Source organism: Salinivibrio kushneri, assembly GCF_027286325.1.
Taxonomy (GTDB): domain Bacteria; phylum Pseudomonadota; class Gammaproteobacteria; order Enterobacterales; family Vibrionaceae; genus Salinivibrio; species Salinivibrio kushneri_A.
Window position 1 is genome coordinate 114127 of the sequence record NZ_CP114589.1, and the last position, 18165, is coordinate 132291.

Below are 18165 nucleotides of genomic sequence, written 5' to 3' on the forward strand. Positions count from 1 at the left end.
CAAATCAATTATTGGCGCTGACAAAGCTGATACGCTGACTGTTAATACGGTGCACACCGGTTAAACGTATAAAAATGTTCGCTTACGGCTGTCTCGTTAGTGTATCGCTTACTCCCGCGGATTTTGTCTTTATCACTAGACAATGAGGCATCCGTCAAGCGCTTGCATGTTGCGTTAATTGGCGTAGTATAAATGCGTTCTCTCAGGGACCAGGACGTTCCCAGCACGATGTTGGCGTAGGAAGTCGTGCCACCGTACATCGTCACTTTTCTTTTCAAACTTTGCGTTCACACAGATGAAAATTGTAAGTAAAACAGGCAAGAAGAGAGCCATTTTTTACAAATCTAGTGTTTTCTTTGATAAATTATGGTCTCGCGATAAAACGCCCGTTTCTATCCTTTTACTCGCGGTAGTCATTGGCTTTTTAGGCGGCGTGGTAGTCACCCTTTTCGAGCTCGCCATCCACTCACTGTCTCAATCCAGAACCGATTGGCTAGACAGCAATATCAGCTCGATGCTCCCACTAGGCGTGCTCGCTTTTCTCATTAGCGCAGGACTCGCCTTGGTCGGCTATTGGCTTGTTCATCGTTTTGCCCCTGAAGCGGCAGGTTCTGGGATCCCAGAAGTTGAAGGCGCGATGGAGGGCATTCGCCCCACACGGTGGTGGCGGGTTATCCCAGTGAAATTTTTTGGCGGCTTAGGTGCGTTAGGCTCGGGGATGATTCTCGGCCGCGAAGGCCCAAGTGTGCAAATTGGTGCCAATATTGGCCGAATGGTCACCGATACCTGCCGCATCAAAGACAGAAACAGCAACCAAACCTTGCTCGCCTCCGGTGCCGCAGCTGGGCTGGCGGCTGCTTTTAATGCCCCACTCGCGGCTATCATGTTTGTGGTTGAGGAAATGCGACCGCAATTTCGCTATACCTTGATTTCAATTAAAGCGGTGATTATTGCTGCGATTGTCGCGGACATTGTTTTTCGCTATATCAATGGCCAAAACGCAGTGATTGTGCTGCCGCAATATGAAACGCCACCATTGATCTCACTTTGGTTCTTTCTCGCCCTGGGTTGTTGCTTCGGCGTGTTTGGCGTGCTGTTCAACTTTCTGATTATTCGCTTTCAGGATTTCTTCCAACGCTTTTATCAAAAAAGCCAAACGCGGATTTGGCTTGTGGGTGCCACGTTAGGTGGCTTTTTTGGTCTGCTACTTGTCTACGCCCCGGAGCTGACCCACGGTGGCATTAACTTGGTGCCGGACTTCGTCACCCTCAATTATTCAATCAGTGCCCTACTGTTTATCTTTATGGCGCGCACATTACTGACGGTGATTTGCTTTAGCTCTGGTGCGCCTGGCGGCATCTTTGCGCCTATGCTGGCGCTGGGCACCTTATTAGGCACTGTTTATGGGTTAGTGGTTGCCAATATGTACCCTGAGATGGGCATAGAGCCGGGGATGTTTGCCATTGCCGGCATGGGTGCCTTATTTGCGGCCACGGTACGCGCACCTATCACTGGGATTTTGTTGGTGATTGAAATGACCAATAACTATTACCTGATTTTGCCGTTAATCATCACCACGCTCGGTGCCACCTTGGTCGCACAGTTGCTAGGCGGACAACCAATTTATACAGAACTATTGCGGCGTAAAGTGCGCGAGCAAAAACTGCGGATAGAGAACTCACCGAGCCAATAAGCCGTGTTCTTTAAACAGAGCGGTGATCTCGCCGTTCTGCTTCATCCGTGCAATCGCAACACTGGCGTGTTCGGCAAGTCGCTGATGACGCTGGTGGAACACAAGGTAGACTGGGATCGAGGCGATCGGCTTTTCGCTCGCCACCACATGTGAAAGCGAGGGGCGATCTAGCACCTGTTCGATACTACGAAAGCCAATCATTGCGTCAACACGTCCATTTTGCACCATTGTTAGTGCATCCTCTTCAGAACGTGCCCAAACCATCCGCCATTGATGCCTTTTTGCTATTGCCGCAGATAGCTGATCGCCGATCACTCCAACCACACGTTGATAGTCATCCGCCGCTAAAACATGCGTACGAGCAAATAAGTGATAGTTGATTCTGAAGATTGCTTCTGAGGTAAAAACAACGGGATCCGACTCATCATACGCAAATCGCGTTCTGGCAAAGTCGATATCAATAATCCCCTTAACCATAGAGAATTGGGCGCGCTTAAGTGGCATTTCCTCCCACCGAAACTCAATATTTTGCTTTTCGCTAAGCAGTATGCGTTCGGTCAGTTGCTTGGTCACCTCTCCTATACCTTGCATTGGTTCCCGAAACGCAACGGTTAGCACAGACGCAAATACACTGGTTGGTAACAACAGTACACAAAGCAGCCAACGTCTCATTATAACAACTCGCTTATTCCAGTAGTCAAAGCATAGAACACATTCAGCATACTAGTACACGCCCAATTGCGTGACAACGTCACATAAAAAGTGTGGCATTGTGTTCACCCAATGTGACTTTGACTGCAAACCAAAGCATAAAACGACCTAAATATTCGCTTTAATCTCGTCAACAATATTGATCGCGCGCTGAGGCAGCTCGCGTCCGGCAAGAGAGGAAAGATATAAGGTTTCACTGATCGGTGTCGGTAAATGATGGGCTTTAATGGCCCCTTGTTGCGCGAAGGCGGCGACAGCATTGGCGGGCAAGACGGTAAAGCCAAGTCCGCGTGCAACGGGTAGCAAGATAAGACTTATTTGGTTAGAAAAACCAGATTGCTTTATGGGGCGCAATTGCGCGGTTTGGTATTGCTCGAAGTTCGCCCCAAGTAATAACTCAGCGTGATGCCTAGCATCTGGGTGATCAATGAATCCTAGCTGACAGAGTGTTTCCCATGTAGGGTCTTTAATATGGCGCGGTGTCACCAATAACAATGGCTCTTCCCCAATGGGTTCAGACTGAATATGGGGATCAACTGGACAAGCCGTTGTTAGTCCAATATCAATAGTGTTGTTCAAGATAGCCTTGTGAATATCGCCATTCGGCGCAAAACGATAGTTAATCGTAAGGGCAGGATATGTCACCTGCAGATCGAGCAAACGCGGATACAAGCGGAGCCCAACACTTCCCGGCGACATAATGCTTACCTCGCCTTCATAGCCAGGATCGTGACTGATGCTTACAGCAAGATTATCCAGCGTTTGTAGCACGTCTTTTCCTTGACGGTAGAGTTGTTGGCCTGCTTCTGTCAGCACCACGCCTTTCTTTCCTCGAATAGCCAACGTTGTAGATAACGAGTCCTCAAGCTTTCGCACGTGTTGGCTTACGCCTGATTGGGTCATAAAACACTTATCAGCGGCTTTGGTAAAACTGCCAACATCTACCAGGGTGCAAAAGGTTTTCAGCCAAACAGGGTTAACCATAACAAATTGTCATCATAACTATTGCAAACCATAATTTAACATTATGTTTGTGATACCTCATGCTTGCAACCACTGACAACGTCATCTTAGAAGGAGCAACGCATGCTAACCCCTTATCCACGTACATTTTCACACATTGGTATTTCGGTCCCTGACTTAGACAAAGCCGTTCAATTTTACACGCAAGTGCTTGGCTGGTATCTCATTATGACACCTACCAAGATTGTCGAAGACGATAGTGCAATTGGAGAAATGTGCACCGATGTGTTTGGTCAAGGTTGGGAACGCTTCCGCATTGCCCACTTATCGACAGGCGACCGCGTTGGTGTGGAGCTATTTGAGTTTAAGGATCAGCAAAACCCTGACAACAATTTCGAGTACTGGAAAACAGGCGTGTTTCACTTCTGCGTGCAAGATCCTAACGTTGAAGCACTGGCTGAACGTATTGTTGAGGCGGGTGGTAAGAAACGGATGGCGAAGCCACGCTATTACTATCCTGGAGAGAAGCCCTATCGCATGATCTATATGGAAGACCCATTTGGTAATATTTTGGAGATCTACAGCCACAGCTATGAGCTGATCTACAGTGCGGGGGCGTATTAACCCTCTTGTCTGTGATGGCTACCTTGGTATTTTAACTCACCAGGCTCAACCTGATTGAGCCTGGTGAGCGCCTCAATACCACACCAACCAAACCGTCACCACTCGTAATAAAAAAACAAACGTGACACAAGTCACTCAACGACTCAATATTGACCAGACTAAAAATGTGACTATAATCACTATGATTTTTTATTTCACTATTCTAAAAAAATAAAAAGTGATCTATGTCACTCTAAATTTTATAAGTAAAAAAACAAAAACGTGACGATTGTCATCAATATTTTTATTGACAAGATTGATCTTTGCTTTTTGTACTAAATTTACAGGTTATTTTTGTGATGCGTGTCGGTATAAAATATAGTTTAGATGTTAAAAGTGAGAAGTGAGTCAATAAATCCCCGTTATCAGTTCTCTTGAAAAAATGTGTGGTAAATTGACTGGGTACTTACTAGCCAGACGGTTTTGGCGAACCGTTCTACCACACACGTTCTCTGAGAACATCAAACGGGGTATTGTTATGATATCATCTGATACCAAGATCAAGATACAGAATTTTGGTCGCTTCCTCTCAAACATGGTGATGCCTAATATCGGCGCATTCATTGCTTGGGGGATTATTACCGCACTATTCATTCCAACCGGTTGGGTCCCCAATGAGACATTGGCGGCCATGGTCGGTCCCATGATTACCTACCTACTACCACTACTGATCGGCTACACCGGCGGTAAACTTGTTGGCGGCGAACGCGGTGCGGTTGTCGGCGCAATTACCACCATGGGGGTGATTGTCGGGACGGACATTCCCATGTTTATGGGCGCGATGATGGTTGGTCCATTCGGTGGCTGGGCGATCAAAAAATTCGATGCCTATGTCGATGGCAAAGTGAGAAGCGGGTTTGAGATGTTAGTGAATAACTTCTCTGCCGGTATTATCGGTATGCTTTGCGCAATTATCGCATTCTTCCTTATCGGCCCGTTCGTAAAACTCTTATCTAGTGGCCTCGCGGCAGGTGTGGAGTTTTTGGTCTCAGCACACCTGTTACCGTTGACATCGATCTTTGTTGAGCCTGCTAAGATTCTTTTCCTCAACAATGCGATTAACCACGGCATCTTTTCACCGCTGGGCATCCAACAAGCCTCAGAAGCTGGTCAGTCTATTTTCTTCCTCATTGAGGCAAACCCAGGTCCTGGTTTAGGCATTTTGTTGGCCTACATGGTGTTTGGTAAAGGCACGGCACGCCAAACCGCAGGCGGCGCATCCATTATTCACTTCTTCGGTGGTATTCACGAAATCTACTTCCCTTACATTCTGATGAATCCACGCCTTATTCTTGCCGCGATTGCCGGTGGTATGACAGGTGTGTTCGTTCTCACTGTGTTTGATGCAGGTATTGTGTCGCCCGCCTCTCCTGGCTCTATTTTTGCTGTGCTGTTAATGACGCAAAAAGGCTCGATTGTCGGCGTCTTAGCATCAATTATTGCCGCAGCCAGCGTGTCATTTGTGGTCGCCGCTTTACTGATGAAAACGCAGAAAAGCACAGAAGGTGATGGTGACGAAGCCTCACTCGACGAAGCAACCGCCAAAATGAAAGACATGAAATCAGGCGCTAAAGCAAGCACCTCCGCTCCCTCTTCTGCGCCTAAAGCCACGGTTAACTTTGCTGACGTCAAGCATATTTTAGTTGCCTGTGACGCTGGAATGGGCTCAAGTGCCATGGGTGCCAGCTTGCTGCGCAAAAAAGTGCAAAATGCAGGCTTGGACATTGGTGTCACCAATATTGCGGTCAATAATCTGCCTGAGGATGCGCAGATTGTGATCACGCATAAAGATCTGACCGAGCGCGCACGCACTCACGCGCCAACCGCGCATCATATTTCGCTCAATAACTTTTTAGACGGCGATGTGTACGGCCAGTTGGTTACCCAAATTCTTGCCGCCCAGTATCCCGCGGCAAACGATCCGCAAGTGCTTCAGGTTCCAACAACGGCGGCCAATGACGATAGCTTCGAACCAACCCCGGCACCTGCTTTTCAACTGCAGCGTAAAAACATTCATCTTGGCTTAACGGCCAAAAGCAAGGATGAAGCGATTCGATTTGCCGGTGAGCAACTTGTCAAACTTGGCTACGTAGAGCCAGGTTATGTTGACGCGATGTTTGAGCGCGAGGCTTTAACCCCCACTTACCTCGGGGAATCGATCGCCGTCCCTCATGGCACCGTCAAAGCAAAAGATGGGGTCAAGCAAACCGGCATTGTGGTATGTCAATATCCATCGGGCGTGCAGTTCACCGACGACAAAGAGGATATCGCTAAGTTGGTGATAGGCATTGCCGCCAAAAACGATGAACATATTCAAGTAATTACCGCCATTACGAATGCGTTAGATGAGCCTGATGCAATAGATATTCTTACCAGTACTGACAGTATTGACGAGATCCTCAATCTATTGAGTGATGAAAGCGTCACCTTTATGACGTCATCCCATTAGTCAACCCAATAAGCAGGCCACCTCGGTGGCCTCTCATCACCATCGTTTTTAGTTTGAGGTAAATACTATGAAAAATGCTGTTCATTTTGGTGCCGGCAATATCGGCCGCGGCTTTATCGGAAAATTGCTCGCGGATGCCAATGTCGAGGTCACCTTTGCCGATGTCGATGCGCCCCTCATTGACCAACTCAGTCACAAACAGAGCTACAACGTCAAAGTGGTGGGTAACGACTGCCATATCGACACGGTTTCCCATATCACGGCAGTCAATTCCGCAAGTGATGATGTTGTCGATAAAATCGTAAAAACGGATTTAGTGACCACGGCCGTAGGCCCGAATGTGCTTGATATTATTGCTAAGACTATCGCCACCGGCATTGAAAAACGTTTCGCATCAGGCAATGAGGCTCCACTAAACATTATTGCCTGTGAAAACATGATCCGTGGTACATCGCATCTCAAAGGCGAAGTTTATAAGCACCTTGACCCCGCATTACATGAGAAAGCAGACGCACTGATTGGTTTCGTCGACTCTGCGGTTGATCGCATTGTGCCGCCGGCGGAAGCGGCGAACGATGATCCCTTAGAAGTCACGGTAGAAAGCTTCAGCGAGTGGATTGTGGATGAACAACAGTTCAAAGGCGAAATCCCAGATATTGCAGGGATGGAGAAGACACAAAACCTCATGGCCTTCGTCGAGCGCAAGCTTTTCACTTTGAACACGGGCCACTGTATCACGGCGTATTTGGGTTGCTTGAGCGGCCATCGCACCATTCGTGAAGCTATTACCGATCCACAGATTCATGCGGTGGTGAAACAGGCCATGCAAGAAAGTGGCGAAGTGCTTATCCAACGCTACGGATTCGATCGCGCGGCTCACCAAGCGTACATCGAGAAGATTTTAGGACGTTTCTCAAACCCCTACTTGGTTGATGAGGTCGATCGTGTTGGTCGCCAGCCGATCCGAAAGCTGAGTCAGAACGATAGGCTTATCAAGCCATTACTAGGTACAATAGAGTACGGCACAGATAACCGAGCTCTATTAAAAGGGATTGCCGCAGCACTGAAATACACCAATCACACCGATCCACAAGCTGAAGAGCTTCAAGCTTCATTGGCTGAGGTGGGCGTAAGAAAGACGCTGGCGACATACACCGGCTTGGCAGAGGAAAGTCCAGCAGTTGAGGCAATCGACATCCTGTACCAACAATTGTAAACCGTGCACTTCACAGGGGGGAGTTAGCTCCCCCCGTTATAACAATAAGCAGTATTGAGTCTATGGCAGAAAACTTCGACGAAACAGACATCATTGAGCGATTAAACCAAGCGCCAACCGTGCGTGGCTTTTTTGTTGCCGCGGTGGATACCTTTGAGGCATCTATTGATGGCTTGATTAAGCGGGTTTTTCGCAAAGATAACTTTGCAGTGGAATCAGTGGTGGGGCCTTTACTGCACGACACTGGACCGCTGGGGGATCTGTCTGTGCGGTTGAAACTCTTGTTTGGTCTAGGCGTGTTATCAGATGACGCTTATCACGATATTGAGCTGATCATTAAACTTAAAAACCAACTGAGTAACGATGCCGACGATTATCAATTTACCGATCCCAAGGTGCTTGATGCCGTCAAAAAACTACGCAAAGCGAATACAATGGGCATGCTTCAGCTTGATCTGGGCCCGTCAGGAGATGACATAGATATCGAATTCTATCAGCTACAACTGCAACGCCAACGGCAGGTGATCCGCTCTGGGTTGTCACTCGCCATCGTGGAAATCTGCAATGAATTAAGTAAAGAAAGCCCTTTCTAATGCACCAACATTTACCATCACTAATGAAGCAAGTAGCCTGAAAGCGTTAACCACACCCCTAGCGCGAACGCGCCGCCAAGAATCATGGCTTCAACGAAGTAAGCCTTAAGCACATTATACAATTTCATACCCAACCAACTTTTTTATCTTTCGGGTATGAAATCAAAAAAAGATGCACATTGTCTACCATTGTATACAAAAAGCCTTATGCCGGATCACATAAGGCTTAATGCAAATAAGGCTTAATGCAAGTAAGGTGGGTTAGCTTTCAGCGATGACGTACTTCCCGATTGTTCGACCACTTTCTACGGCTTGATGTGCAAGGATTAAATTGGCTGCATTAAGCCCAGTGAGTTGATGAGAGGCCGTGCCCTTTAGCACGCCTTGGTCAACCAATTTAGCCACATTCGCCAAGATCACATGTTGTTGGTACATGTCCGTCGTCGAGTACAAACTGCGGGTGAACATGAACTCCCAGTGCAACGAAATCGACTTGCTCTTTAACTTTCGGATATCGAGCTGTTCTGGGTCGTCAATCAACGCCAGTTTGCCTTGCGGGATCAGACAATCGACTAGTTGCTCCAAATGCGCTTCGGTATGATTGAGGCTCGCGACATGGGTTACCGCTTCGACTCCCAACGCATCAAGTTGCGGCTTTAAGGGCTGAGCATGGTCAATGACATGATCGGCGCCCATTTCTTTCACCCACGCTTGGCTCTCTGGTCGCGACGCGGTACCGATCACCGTCAACGACGTCAGTTGCTTCGCAAGCTGAGTTAACACCGAACCCACCCCGCCTGCTGCACCCACAACCAGTAAGGTGCTCGACTCTGGCTCAAGTCCGGCTTTTAAGCGATCAAACAGTAGCTCCCATGCCGTGAGTGCAGTTAATGGCATGGCGGCGGCATCGGCAAAGGACAGCGTTTTAGGCATGGCGCTCACTATTTTTGCATTCACACACTGGAATTGACCATTCGATCCGGGCCGATCGAGCGCGCCGGCATACCACACTCTATCGCCGGGCTTAAACTCCGTCACATGTCGGCCAACTTGACGCACAATGCCCGCCGCATCCCACCCCAGCACTTTATGCTGCCCCTCAGGGGCATCGACGTTACCGCGGATTTTGACATCCACAGGGTTAACAGAAACCGCCTTCACTTCCACCAGCAAGTCATCATCGCCAGGACTCGGCGTGGGTAAAATAATGTCAGCCAATGTGGCCTTTTCTATCGGGTGTGCAAAGCGATAACCAACCGCATGCATCTCTGTCGGTAATGTTTGTGTTGTCATGATGATGTCCTCACTCTGTGTGATAGCTGTGGGAGACGGAATAGTTGGGATAGTCGACATAGCCTGCTTCGTTGCCACCAAACAAGGTCTGAGGGTTAAATTCAGCCAGAGGCCAGCCATGTTGGAGACGGGCGACATAATCTGGGTTGGCAATAAAAGGACGACCAAATGCCACTAAATCCACCAACTCACGAGCAATCAGACTCTCTGCTTTGGGTTGGTCGTATTTTCCGGCCACAATGATCGCATTGCCGAACCGCGCGCGTAGCTGATGGCGGAAATCATCATCAACTTGCGGCGCATCATCCCAGTCCGCTTCGGCAAGATGTAAATAGGCAAGGCCCAATTGATTGGCATGGCTCGCTACCTCAAGAATGGTGGGAATAATGTCAGGGCAGTTCATTCCACGCGCAGTGATAAATGGAGCCAGACGGATCCCAGTGCGTGACGCACCAATCGCCTCACTAATCGCTGCCATGATTTCCACCAAAAAGCGCATCCGGTTTTCACGACTGCCGCCGTATTGATCTTCACGATGATTGGAGGTCGAGCGTAAAAACTGGTCGATGAGGTAGCCATTGGCGGCGTGAATTTCCACTCCATCAAAGCCGGCATCTACCGCATTCAGAGCAGCTTGTCGGTAATCATCGACAATGCGTGGGATTTCGTCGGTTTCCAATGCACGCGGGATAGGACACGGACGCATGCTTCCGCCATTTTCGTCAGCTATCCATACACTCGCTTCAGGAGATAATGCCGACGGTGCGACAGGCAAACCGTCTTCGTGAAAAATGGGGTGCGACATACGACCCACATGCCACAGCTGCAAAAAGATTTTGCCTCCCTCAGCATGCACGGCATCCGTAACATGACGCCAGCCCGCGATCTGAGCGTCGCTATGAATGCCCGGCGTAAAGCTGTACCCCTGCCCTTGTGGGGAGATTTGCGTCGCTTCCGTCACGATGAGCCCTGCGCTAGCGCGTTGGCGATAATAGTCAGCCATCATCGCATTAGGAATATTGCCTGGTTGGTCAGTGCGAGCGCGCGTCATCGGTGCCATGACAATGCGGTTCGCGAGCGAAAGCTCAGACTGTTGATAATCATCAAATAAAGACATACTGGTCTCCTTGTGGTGTTAGCGCATGATCGTGTCAGTGTGTGGCTATCAGCCTATTGACAATCACCACAAAGAAAAACCATGCTACAGAGACATCTCTTTCAACATTTTTTTGATAATGAAAGCACTTCAAGATCTGGCTATCTTCGTCGAAGCGGCCAAATACGGCAGCTTAACTGGCGCGGCCAGACAATTAGATGTGTCTCCCGCCGTTGCCAGTGCCGCCATGAAACGGTTAGAAACTGAGTTAGGCAGCCCGCTATTTGTGCGCTCAACACGCAGTTTGCGACTCACTCAGCAAGGCGAGCAGTTTCTGCGCTACAGCGAACAAGCCTTGGACTTACTACAACAAGGTCAGCAACAGCTGCAAAACGCCGATACAATTCAAGGCTCGCTGCTTATTTCCGCGCCATCTGACTTGGGCCGTGACGTAATCCTGCCGCTGCTTGATGTCTTTATGTCGCTTTACCCCAACATCAGCATCCGTCTGTCGTTATCCGACGAGCAAGCCAAGTTGTTTTCCCAGCCTATTGATATCGCGATTCGTTATGGTGTGTTGGGCGATTCCAGTATGATCGCAATGCCGTTGGTTAAAGATAATCGTCGGGTGCTCGTGGCCTCCCCCGAGTATTTAGCTCAGCATAAAAACCCCTCGCATCCTTTCGATTTGAAACATCATGAATGCCTGTTCTACGAGCTCAATGAAGTGCGCTATAACCGTTGGCAGTTTCATCGCCAAGAGGAAGAAATTGCAGTCAGTGTGACGGGGCGGCGCGCCAGCAATGATGGCGGCGTGGTAAGGCAATGGGCATTATCAGGAAAAGGGATCGCTTATAAATCGGCACTTGATGTCAAAGCGGATCTGAGTGCAGGACGGTTAGTGCCTTTGTGCACCGATTGGCAAGGCGAGCAGGCTCCACTCCACTTGTTATGCCCGTCGCGCCACCAACTCACCCCAGCGGTCAAGGCGTTACACCGGTTCTTGCGCGACCAGTTGGCGTAAGGTTATGAATGCTCACATGCCTAAACCATTGGAAAAGTCACCGTAAAACCATTGCCATAGTCAGAAAAGTACGGACTTTGAATCATAATACTCGCGTGATGCTGTTCCACAATGTCTTTGACAATCGACATTCCCAACCCCGCCCCATCACCTTTCTCGGTATGACCGCGGAAGAATTTGTCAAAAATACGGCTCTTAATTTCGTCCGATATCGCGTCGCCAGAATCAATCACTTCCACCACGACGGTATTGGCTGAGTGGCTGGTGATCACACTGATAGATGCGCCTTTTCCTGCATAGCGAATGGCATTATCAATCAGGTTAGTAAATAACACTGACAACATCACAGGATGGCCTTTGACCCACAGGCTCTCTTGCCCTTCAAGCTCTATTGACTGTTGTTGTGTCAATGCCATCGGTGCGAGCGCAGCGATTTGTTCTCGCAACAATGGAACAATATCTACCTGCGTGACTTCGGTATTTTTTTGCTGCTCCACCCGCGAAAGCATGAGCAACTGTTGGATAACACGATCAGTTCGATCGATGCCATTCAGAATATTGGTCAAGTCATTATCACGTTCCGCTTCTGTGGTCGCAGACAAGGCGTTTTCTGCATTGAGTCGCAGCACCGCGAGGGGGGTTTTTAACTCGTGTGCCGCAGTGCTGACCAAACGCTTTTCACGCACCCAGGCATTATTCAACTGAGAAAACAAATAATTGATCTGCTTGACGAGTGGTGAAAGTTCAACGGTGGGTTGTGAGACATGAATATGATCGAGATTATCAACACTGCGCGCAGCGATCGTCTCTTTTAATTCGCCTAGCGGCCTAAATGCGCGGCTAACTAACACCACAACAATAACCGCTAAAAGTGGGATCAATAGGAGCTGGGGTAAGCCAATGGTCAACGAGACTTCTGTCATCAACTCTTGGCGAATCGCCTCTTTTTCCGCCACCAGCAGACTCGCTTGCCGTTTGTCCGGCAGTGTGAATACTAATAGGAAGGTGCGCCACTGTTCACCTGCTGCGGTAACCATATCAAATCCGGGGTTGTCCGATGTCCCTATCCATTGCGCCGGTGCGTTCGGACTTTTGCCAACTAATGCATCATTAACACGGTACTGAAAAAACAAATTATCTTCGTAGGGGTGACCAAATGGTGTGGTCGTATCGTCATCTTTTGCGTTGGCAGTGATCGCGTTTAACCAATAGGTATAGCTTTGTGTAAAGTTATCTGGCGGCTGATCTCCCCAGCTCATTACCGACAGCGCCAACGTTTTTGCCGATTGCCCCAATCGCGCGTCATAGACTTCATTAATTTCATGACGAGCTTCGCTATACACCAGCAGCCAAGAGACAAACATTAACACCCCCACCACACACACAGTGCTGAATGTAAGATGGCGTTTTATTGAATGTGGGCGCTGTTTATTTCTCAATGATATACCCAACCCCACGAATGTTTTGAATCAAGGTTCCACCCGTTTTTTTGCGTAAATTGTGAATATGGACTTCAATGGCATTCGGACTAATTCCCTCATCCATACCATGAAGCGCTTGTTGAAGTTGATCTTTGCTCATTACTCGGCCAGCGTGTGCCATCAGTGTGGATAACAGCTTGAACTCGTTAGGAGTTAACCGAATAGGTGCACCCTCCATATCCACTTCACCCGTTGCCATCGACAAGGTCACGCCATGGCATGACATGGTGGTATCGGCATAACCGGAAATACGCCGAATCATGACGCGCAGACGCGCCAATAGCTCTTCGAGCGCAAAAGGTTTGATCATGTAGTCGTCGGCTCCACCATCTAACCCTTTCACACGGTCATCAATGTCATCGCGTGCGGTCAAAATCATCACAGGGATATCGCTATGTTTGCGGCGAATTTTACGCAACACATGAAGCCCATCAGTGTCTGGCAAGGTTAAGTCGAGAATGATGGCGGTAAAGCTTTCGGTATTTAACAGGGCATCCACACCACCGCCTCGCTGCAACCAATCAACGGTATAGCCGTGACGCTGCAGCGACGCCACCATGGACTCCCCTAGCATGCAATCATCTTCGACGAGTAGCAGCCTCATTGCTGATTAAGCTCCTTCAGTTTTTGGATAATTTCTTGTTGGCGTCCTTGATCAGCAAGAGGACGGTCCGGCCGTGCAGGGGCTTGCTGTGCATGCTTCAAGAATGCCACAGCGAGATTTGTTTTTCCGGTATCCGCCAGAAATTCGCCATAAAAATAGTTCGGATCGATACCGTCTGGATTGATCGCGAGTGCTTTTTTAAACAGCTCAGCAGCCTTATCGTCATCACCAAAGGCGAGTGGCCAGCCCGGCACTTTGTGGTACAACGTCGCGAGGCTCGTTAGGGCCGAACCGTCCAGCGTTTCCGGCGCCTGTGTTATCACATCTTCAAGTAGGATTTTTGCATCCTTGACCAAGCCTAATGCTCCCATGCCACCATCAACCCCGGCTAACGAGCTCTTATTGATAGCAAGCCATATTTTCAGATCATGACGCGCTGGTTGAGCAAGGAGTGCAATTTGCGTGTCATCGATTAAACGGTCGAAGCACGCCACTTTGTCGTCACTGCTTTCGACAGTGTAGTTACATTGTGCCCAGCGTGTCTGGATCTTAGCCAAGATAGGGTCGGCCAGCGCTGTCGCACTGATCAAAGAACAACTGAGTGCCCATACGGTAATATAAAATGATTTACGAATAGTCATGGTGCGATTCCTCTACAACTGGCAAGCCTTGTGGCGTATTGGCGTGAAAATCAATGATGTCTTTTTGTTTTGCGATTCCATGACCCACTAACAATGGAAAAAGTTGATTCAGACGAACAAACAGTTTTTCGGGCCACCCGAGCCACGTCGCAAAGCAACGCTTTTCGATGGCACGAATAATGTGATTCGCTACCCACTCTGGTGAGTCCACATGATTTCGCAATTGCTTATTCATCGCCGTTGCACGTGCATCATTTAACGCCGTCTTAGTTGCTCGAGGCGCGATATAAATGGCACACTGCTGAGTGCCATGTAGCTCCCGATTTAACGCTTCGGTAAAGCGATACAAGCCTGATTTCGTCGCACCGTAATTGGCATATCCGGGGAAACCGATACCAGCAAAGGTTGAGCCAATATTGGCAATGAGGCCTGTCGGTGCGAGCCACGTGAGTGCATGTTTGCAAAGCAAAATAGGGGCGGTTAGGTTGATGGCAATTTCATGTTCAATACTGTCATCTGCGCGCATGGATAGATAATTGAAACCATTTACCCCCGCATTATTGATCAGCATTTCTATAGGCGTACCTTGTTGGCCCAGCCATCGTGCATGCTGATTCACCTTGTCTCTGCCCTCAGCTGTACCAATGTCTGCTTCGATGATCTGATGATGGTCGTCATTCACAAGCTGATTTTTAAGATCATGCAACGCATTGAGATGGCGGCCGACGAGCACAAGTATTGCGCCTTTTTTTGCCAGTGCATCAGCCAGAGCTCGGCCAATGCCCCCTGTCGCACCTGTTAGCAATATAATTGTGTTTTTCATTACCGCCTCCTATGCCACTTGGGTCTGTGTCGTGGTCATGGGAAGTGCTCGCAGCATTGATTCATACAGCGCATAAACACGGTTCGCACTATCAATGATGGCTTGTTGGTCCGCGGGATCCGTTACCTTGTTCATCAAATCGGCAAAATAGCCAATATGCTCTACGTCCAAGGTGCTGTGTGACGTTAAATACCGCATCGCTGTATCGGGTAGAGAAAGCATTTGCTGGATCAGTGCGGCCATCGAGCCGCCGATTGAGACACTCGTCCCTTCCAACACCCAAACCATGCCAAATAGGGCCATTGGGTTTTTACGATCAATTTGGTGATATAAATACGCCACCATCATCTCAATCCCTAACCCGACTTGGCCTTCACCGCAGTTAGCCTTCGCTAGTTCGGCATCAAAGCCACATGCGCGCAAGTCATCCAAGATCCATTCATGGTGACCTTTCTCTTCCTCAATGTATGCGCCGAGCGCTTGGCGTAACCATTCATAGTGCTCCGGCAACCGAGAACCACAGGCCATCAGTAATGGAACGGTATGCTTCACATGATGATAAGCCTGAACAAGAAAGGCCGTGTAGGTTTGCAGCGAGATCGCCTTATCGTCGCAAGCCTCAATCACAGGCACACTCAGCATTGAGGCTCTCGCCTGAGCGGTTTCTTTCTCTAGTACATGGAAAAAACCTTGATTATCCATAAATCCTCCTAGGAATGTGCCGTGAGTGGCAGGGTTTCGTCAGTCAGTAATGATTGGGCCGACGTGTTAAGTTGCGGCTCAAATTGTTGGCAAAAGACATCGCGTTTAGGGCGGCCATTTGCCGTAATTAAATGGGGTTGCTGATGAAAAGGAGCGGTAAATATCACCGCTCGGAGCTGCGCATAATCGGGCAGTTGGTGGTTAAGCTGGATCAGCTGCTGCTTTGCTTGTTCAGGAGAGTCGCTACCAATAATGGCAGTCAGGTAGTCCTTCCCCTCTCCCAATACCACCATGTTGCTAAGCGCCGAATAGGCCATAGCTTCCGCCTCAATCCATTCTGGATGGATGTTGCGGCCAAAAGCCGTAATGAGTTGATTTTTTTTGCGACCTTTCACGTACAAAAAGCCGTCATCATCAAACTCACCGATATCTCCCGTCGCAACGACGCCTTGGTGAGGGTGAAAGTCGCGATCCAGATAGCCTGAGAATGTCGCGCCCACTACCATGATTTCACCGTCTGAAGCCAGAAAAACACGATGGTGAGGTAACGGTTTACCCACACTGCCAACACAATGGTGCTCGGAGGTATTCAAACTCACCACTGATCCGCACTCCGATAAGCCATAACCCTCAAAAACCGATAAGCCAAGCCGGCTTGCTGCGCGCAATAAGGCCGGTGCCACCTTTGCGCCTCCGACAGCAACGTGCTTGAGATCGGCAACCGCACCAGGATGCTGTTCACCAAGATGGATGACGGCTCGCAATAACGCAGGGGTAAGTACCAAGCTTTGCGGACGATAACGAATCAGTCCGCTCATCAATTGATTCAGGTTTAACTGGCTTGAGCCGATCAGCCCCAAGTCATTGCTGGATGGGATCACTGTCGTCACCCCAAGCAAAAGAGGCACGTAAACACCCGTCATATTCTCCAGTAGTGTGGACAAGGGAAGGACGACTAAATGACGGGAGGGTACCGCATTAGTGGAGACGGTACTGGCAAGCGATACACTAACGCTCTCCAACGTGGCTGCGCTCAATACCACGCCCTTGGGAGAACCGGTCGAGCCTGAAGTAAACGTGACCTTTACGGCAGGAGGCAACGCTGGCAGTGCGTCTACGTCTCGTGCATGGCATGGTAATCCCGCCAATGTAGTCACAGATGCGTGGCTTAATGCGACATCAGGGTGTAGCGAGCCAATCACCCAATCTACCCTCGCAGTCTCCAAGACATGCTGTTGTTGGTCCGCCGTAAAAAAGGGCGGGATCGGTACAATTGAGATGCCTGCATACGCAGCGGCAAGATCGATCAATACCCAACTAACACTGTTGTCACCGGCAAGCCCAATCATCTGTGTATCGAGCGCCAATAGCGTTTCACTCAGCGCCCTGATCCGTCCCCAAAGCGCTTGGTAGGTCAGTATCAGGCAGTCGCCAGATGCATCCGACCCGTGAATAGCAACCTGATCAGGTTGGGATCTGGCATAGTCAGCCAAACGTTCAAATAAGACGCGCATTAGCATTCTCCGTATGGCGGTGGTGAGACACAATCCGCTCCAACTGCTCGGCACCTTGAGCAAGGTGACCGGCACAGACACGAGGCATCCGCGTGTAGTAGTTGCCCCATTGATCAGTGGCGGGTTGTAGACGACTCGCTTCCGCATCAGTCAGTAGATGGGGATCAAGGCCAAATCGTCGCATAAGTGCATATAGCGGCCCTGTGGCGGTAAACACACACCATAGGTATCCGTGTGACAGCAGCCCATTCGCTAAAGCGTAGAAATGTGGTAGTGACGTTCCCGAAGAGAATGAGGCCAGTTGCCCAAACTCAATCACTGAGGTACGTGTGATCACTTGCTGATAGTGAGCGCTAAGTACGTCAGCCACATCATCGGTAAGGTATTGTTCGAGAAAAAGCGGCTGATACGCAGCGGGGCGATAGCCGCACACCGACAATAAGCGATCGTCTTGTCCTCTCAGGCAGGACAAATAAGGCATGAAGGTGGTAATTGTCGCGTTGAAGGCTTGTTGATAGCGTTCAGCAATATACGCCTCTATTTCAGCGCGATTCGCTGAGTCTGGTGTAACAATGTCAAATCGACTCGCTGAATTGACCATAGCGGTGACATCCTTTATTGGCTGATTGTCACTGAGCTTACGGCGCGATACTTAAGAAAAGCTTAAGAAGCTCCTCCAGCCGATAAAAAATGCACCCA

17 protein-coding genes are annotated in these 18165 nt (G+C 49.2%); 6 read left to right on the plus strand and 11 right to left on the minus strand.

Translation table 11 applies throughout. The features are described 5' to 3' along the window. Window positions 1–295: 295 nt before the first annotated feature. A complete protein-coding gene (gene clcA, locus N8M53_RS13420) occupies window positions 296–1693 on the plus strand; it encodes a H(+)/Cl(-) exchange transporter ClcA (protein WP_269580370.1) in 1398 nt (465 codons plus the stop codon). Here the strand turns inward: clcA and N8M53_RS13425 are convergent. Together N8M53_RS13425 and N8M53_RS13430 are read right to left on the minus strand one after the other, a co-directional pair. Next, window positions 1679–2284, minus strand: coding sequence for a substrate-binding periplasmic protein (locus N8M53_RS13425; protein ID WP_269580371.1), 606 nt, complete (start codon window positions 2282–2284; stop codon window positions 1679–1681). The two genes, clcA and N8M53_RS13425, sit on opposite strands and share 15 nt — an antisense overlap. A gap of 228 nt (window positions 2285–2512) precedes the next feature. Next, window positions 2513–3388 carry a LysR family transcriptional regulator gene (locus tag N8M53_RS13430; RefSeq protein WP_269580372.1) on the minus strand — a complete coding sequence of 292 codons (876 nt, stop codon included), beginning with the start codon at window positions 3386–3388 and terminating at the stop codon, window positions 2513–2515. 102 nt (window positions 3389–3490) lie between these two features. Between N8M53_RS13430 and N8M53_RS13435 the strand changes: the two genes are divergently transcribed. From N8M53_RS13435 to N8M53_RS13450, 4 genes are all read left to right on the plus strand, one after another. Further along, entirely contained in the window at window positions 3491–3991 is a 501-nt protein-coding gene (locus N8M53_RS13435) for a lactoylglutathione lyase family protein (RefSeq protein WP_269580373.1), read from the plus strand. Between the two features lie 517 nt (window positions 3992–4508). Beyond that, window positions 4509–6479 (plus strand): PTS mannitol transporter subunit IICBA, encoded by a 1971-nt coding sequence (locus tag N8M53_RS13440; RefSeq protein ID WP_269580374.1) that lies wholly within the window; start codon window positions 4509–4511, stop codon window positions 6477–6479. A 67-nt stretch (window positions 6480–6546) separates the two neighbouring features. Further along, a complete protein-coding gene (locus tag N8M53_RS13445; RefSeq protein ID WP_269580375.1) occupies window positions 6547–7695 on the plus strand; it encodes a mannitol-1-phosphate 5-dehydrogenase in 1149 nt (382 codons plus the stop codon). Between the two features lie 62 nt (window positions 7696–7757). Continuing rightward, a complete protein-coding gene (locus N8M53_RS13450) occupies window positions 7758–8288 on the plus strand; it encodes an MltR family transcriptional regulator (RefSeq protein ID WP_269580376.1) in 531 nt (176 codons plus the stop codon). A gap of 261 nt (window positions 8289–8549) precedes the next feature. On the opposite strand, the gene N8M53_RS13455 is transcribed toward N8M53_RS13450, so the two are convergent. Both N8M53_RS13455 and N8M53_RS13460 read right to left on the minus strand, forming a co-directional pair. Further along, entirely contained in the window at window positions 8550–9554 is a 1005-nt protein-coding gene (locus N8M53_RS13455) for a zinc-binding alcohol dehydrogenase family protein (protein WP_269580549.1), read from the minus strand. A gap of 37 nt (window positions 9555–9591) precedes the next feature. After that, complete coding sequence (locus tag N8M53_RS13460) at window positions 9592–10698, minus strand: alkene reductase (RefSeq protein ID WP_269580377.1); 1107 nt, start codon at window positions 10696–10698, stop codon at window positions 9592–9594. A gap of 118 nt (window positions 10699–10816) precedes the next feature. Here N8M53_RS13460 and N8M53_RS13465 point away from each other — a divergent pair, with 118 nt between their 5' ends. Next, complete coding sequence (locus tag N8M53_RS13465) at window positions 10817–11701, plus strand: LysR family transcriptional regulator (RefSeq protein ID WP_269580378.1); 885 nt, start codon at window positions 10817–10819, stop codon at window positions 11699–11701. A gap of 20 nt (window positions 11702–11721) precedes the next feature. On the opposite strand, the gene N8M53_RS13470 is transcribed toward N8M53_RS13465, so the two are convergent. The 7 genes from N8M53_RS13470 to N8M53_RS13500 form a co-directional block, all read right to left on the minus strand. After that, entirely contained in the window at window positions 11722–13065 is a 1344-nt protein-coding gene (locus N8M53_RS13470) for an ATP-binding protein (protein ID WP_269580379.1), read from the minus strand. A 64-nt stretch (window positions 13066–13129) separates the two neighbouring features. After that, window positions 13130–13786 carry a response regulator gene (locus N8M53_RS13475; RefSeq protein ID WP_069587928.1) on the minus strand — a complete coding sequence of 219 codons (657 nt, stop codon included), beginning with the start codon at window positions 13784–13786 and terminating at the stop codon, window positions 13130–13132. Further along, entirely contained in the window at window positions 13783–14427 is a 645-nt protein-coding gene (locus tag N8M53_RS13480) for a tetratricopeptide repeat protein (protein WP_269580380.1), read from the minus strand. Before N8M53_RS13480 ends, N8M53_RS13475 begins: the two co-directional genes overlap by 4 nt. Continuing rightward, a complete protein-coding gene (locus N8M53_RS13485; RefSeq protein WP_269580381.1) occupies window positions 14414–15250 on the minus strand; it encodes an SDR family oxidoreductase in 837 nt (278 codons plus the stop codon). Before N8M53_RS13485 ends, N8M53_RS13480 begins: the two co-directional genes overlap by 14 nt. Window positions 15251–15259: 9 nt before the next feature. Then, on the minus strand, window positions 15260–15952 hold the full coding sequence (locus tag N8M53_RS13490; RefSeq protein ID WP_269580382.1) for a TenA family transcriptional regulator: 693 nt from the start codon (window positions 15950–15952) through the stop codon (window positions 15260–15262). A gap of 8 nt (window positions 15953–15960) precedes the next feature. Then, entirely contained in the window at window positions 15961–17466 is a 1506-nt protein-coding gene (locus N8M53_RS13495; RefSeq protein ID WP_269580383.1) for an AMP-binding protein, read from the minus strand. Continuing rightward, window positions 17450–18067 carry a thermostable hemolysin gene (locus tag N8M53_RS13500; protein WP_269580384.1) on the minus strand — a complete coding sequence of 206 codons (618 nt, stop codon included), beginning with the start codon at window positions 18065–18067 and terminating at the stop codon, window positions 17450–17452. Before N8M53_RS13500 ends, N8M53_RS13495 begins: the two co-directional genes overlap by 17 nt. Window positions 18068–18165: the final 98 nt, after the last annotated feature.

Coding starts and splice junctions, on each gene's coding strand:
- clcA (WP_269580370.1), top strand. CDS start 296: ATGAAAATTGTAAGTAAAACAGGCAAGAAGAGAGCCATTTTTTACAAA.
- N8M53_RS13425 (WP_269580371.1), bottom strand. CDS start 2,284: ATGCAAGGTATAGGAGAGGTGACCAAGCAACTGACCGAACGCATACTG.
- N8M53_RS13430 (WP_269580372.1), bottom strand. CDS start 3,388: ATGGTTAACCCTGTTTGGCTGAAAACCTTTTGCACCCTGGTAGATGTT.
- N8M53_RS13435 (WP_269580373.1), top strand. CDS start 3,491: ATGCTAACCCCTTATCCACGTACATTTTCACACATTGGTATTTCGGTC.
- N8M53_RS13440 (WP_269580374.1), top strand. CDS start 4,509: ATGATATCATCTGATACCAAGATCAAGATACAGAATTTTGGTCGCTTC.
- N8M53_RS13445 (WP_269580375.1), top strand. CDS start 6,547: ATGAAAAATGCTGTTCATTTTGGTGCCGGCAATATCGGCCGCGGCTTT.
- N8M53_RS13450 (WP_269580376.1), top strand. CDS start 7,758: ATGGCAGAAAACTTCGACGAAACAGACATCATTGAGCGATTAAACCAA.
- N8M53_RS13455 (WP_269580549.1), bottom strand. CDS start 9,554: ATGCATGCGGTTGGTTATCGCTTTGCACACCCGATAGAAAAGGCCACA.
- N8M53_RS13460 (WP_269580377.1), bottom strand. CDS start 10,698: ATGTCTTTATTTGATGATTATCAACAGTCTGAGCTTTCGCTCGCGAAC.
- N8M53_RS13465 (WP_269580378.1), top strand. CDS start 10,817: ATGAAAGCACTTCAAGATCTGGCTATCTTCGTCGAAGCGGCCAAATAC.
- N8M53_RS13470 (WP_269580379.1), bottom strand. CDS start 13,065: ATGTTTGTCTCTTGGCTGCTGGTGTATAGCGAAGCTCGTCATGAAATT.
- N8M53_RS13475 (WP_069587928.1), bottom strand. CDS start 13,786: ATGAGGCTGCTACTCGTCGAAGATGATTGCATGCTAGGGGAGTCCATG.
- N8M53_RS13480 (WP_269580380.1), bottom strand. CDS start 14,427: ATGACTATTCGTAAATCATTTTATATTACCGTATGGGCACTCAGTTGT.
- N8M53_RS13485 (WP_269580381.1), bottom strand. CDS start 15,250: ATGAAAAACACAATTATATTGCTAACAGGTGCGACAGGGGGCATTGGC.
- N8M53_RS13490 (WP_269580382.1), bottom strand. CDS start 15,952: ATGGATAATCAAGGTTTTTTCCATGTACTAGAGAAAGAAACCGCTCAG.
- N8M53_RS13495 (WP_269580383.1), bottom strand. CDS start 17,466: ATGCGCGTCTTATTTGAACGTTTGGCTGACTATGCCAGATCCCAACCT.
- N8M53_RS13500 (WP_269580384.1), bottom strand. CDS start 18,067: ATGGTCAATTCAGCGAGTCGATTTGACATTGTTACACCAGACTCAGCG.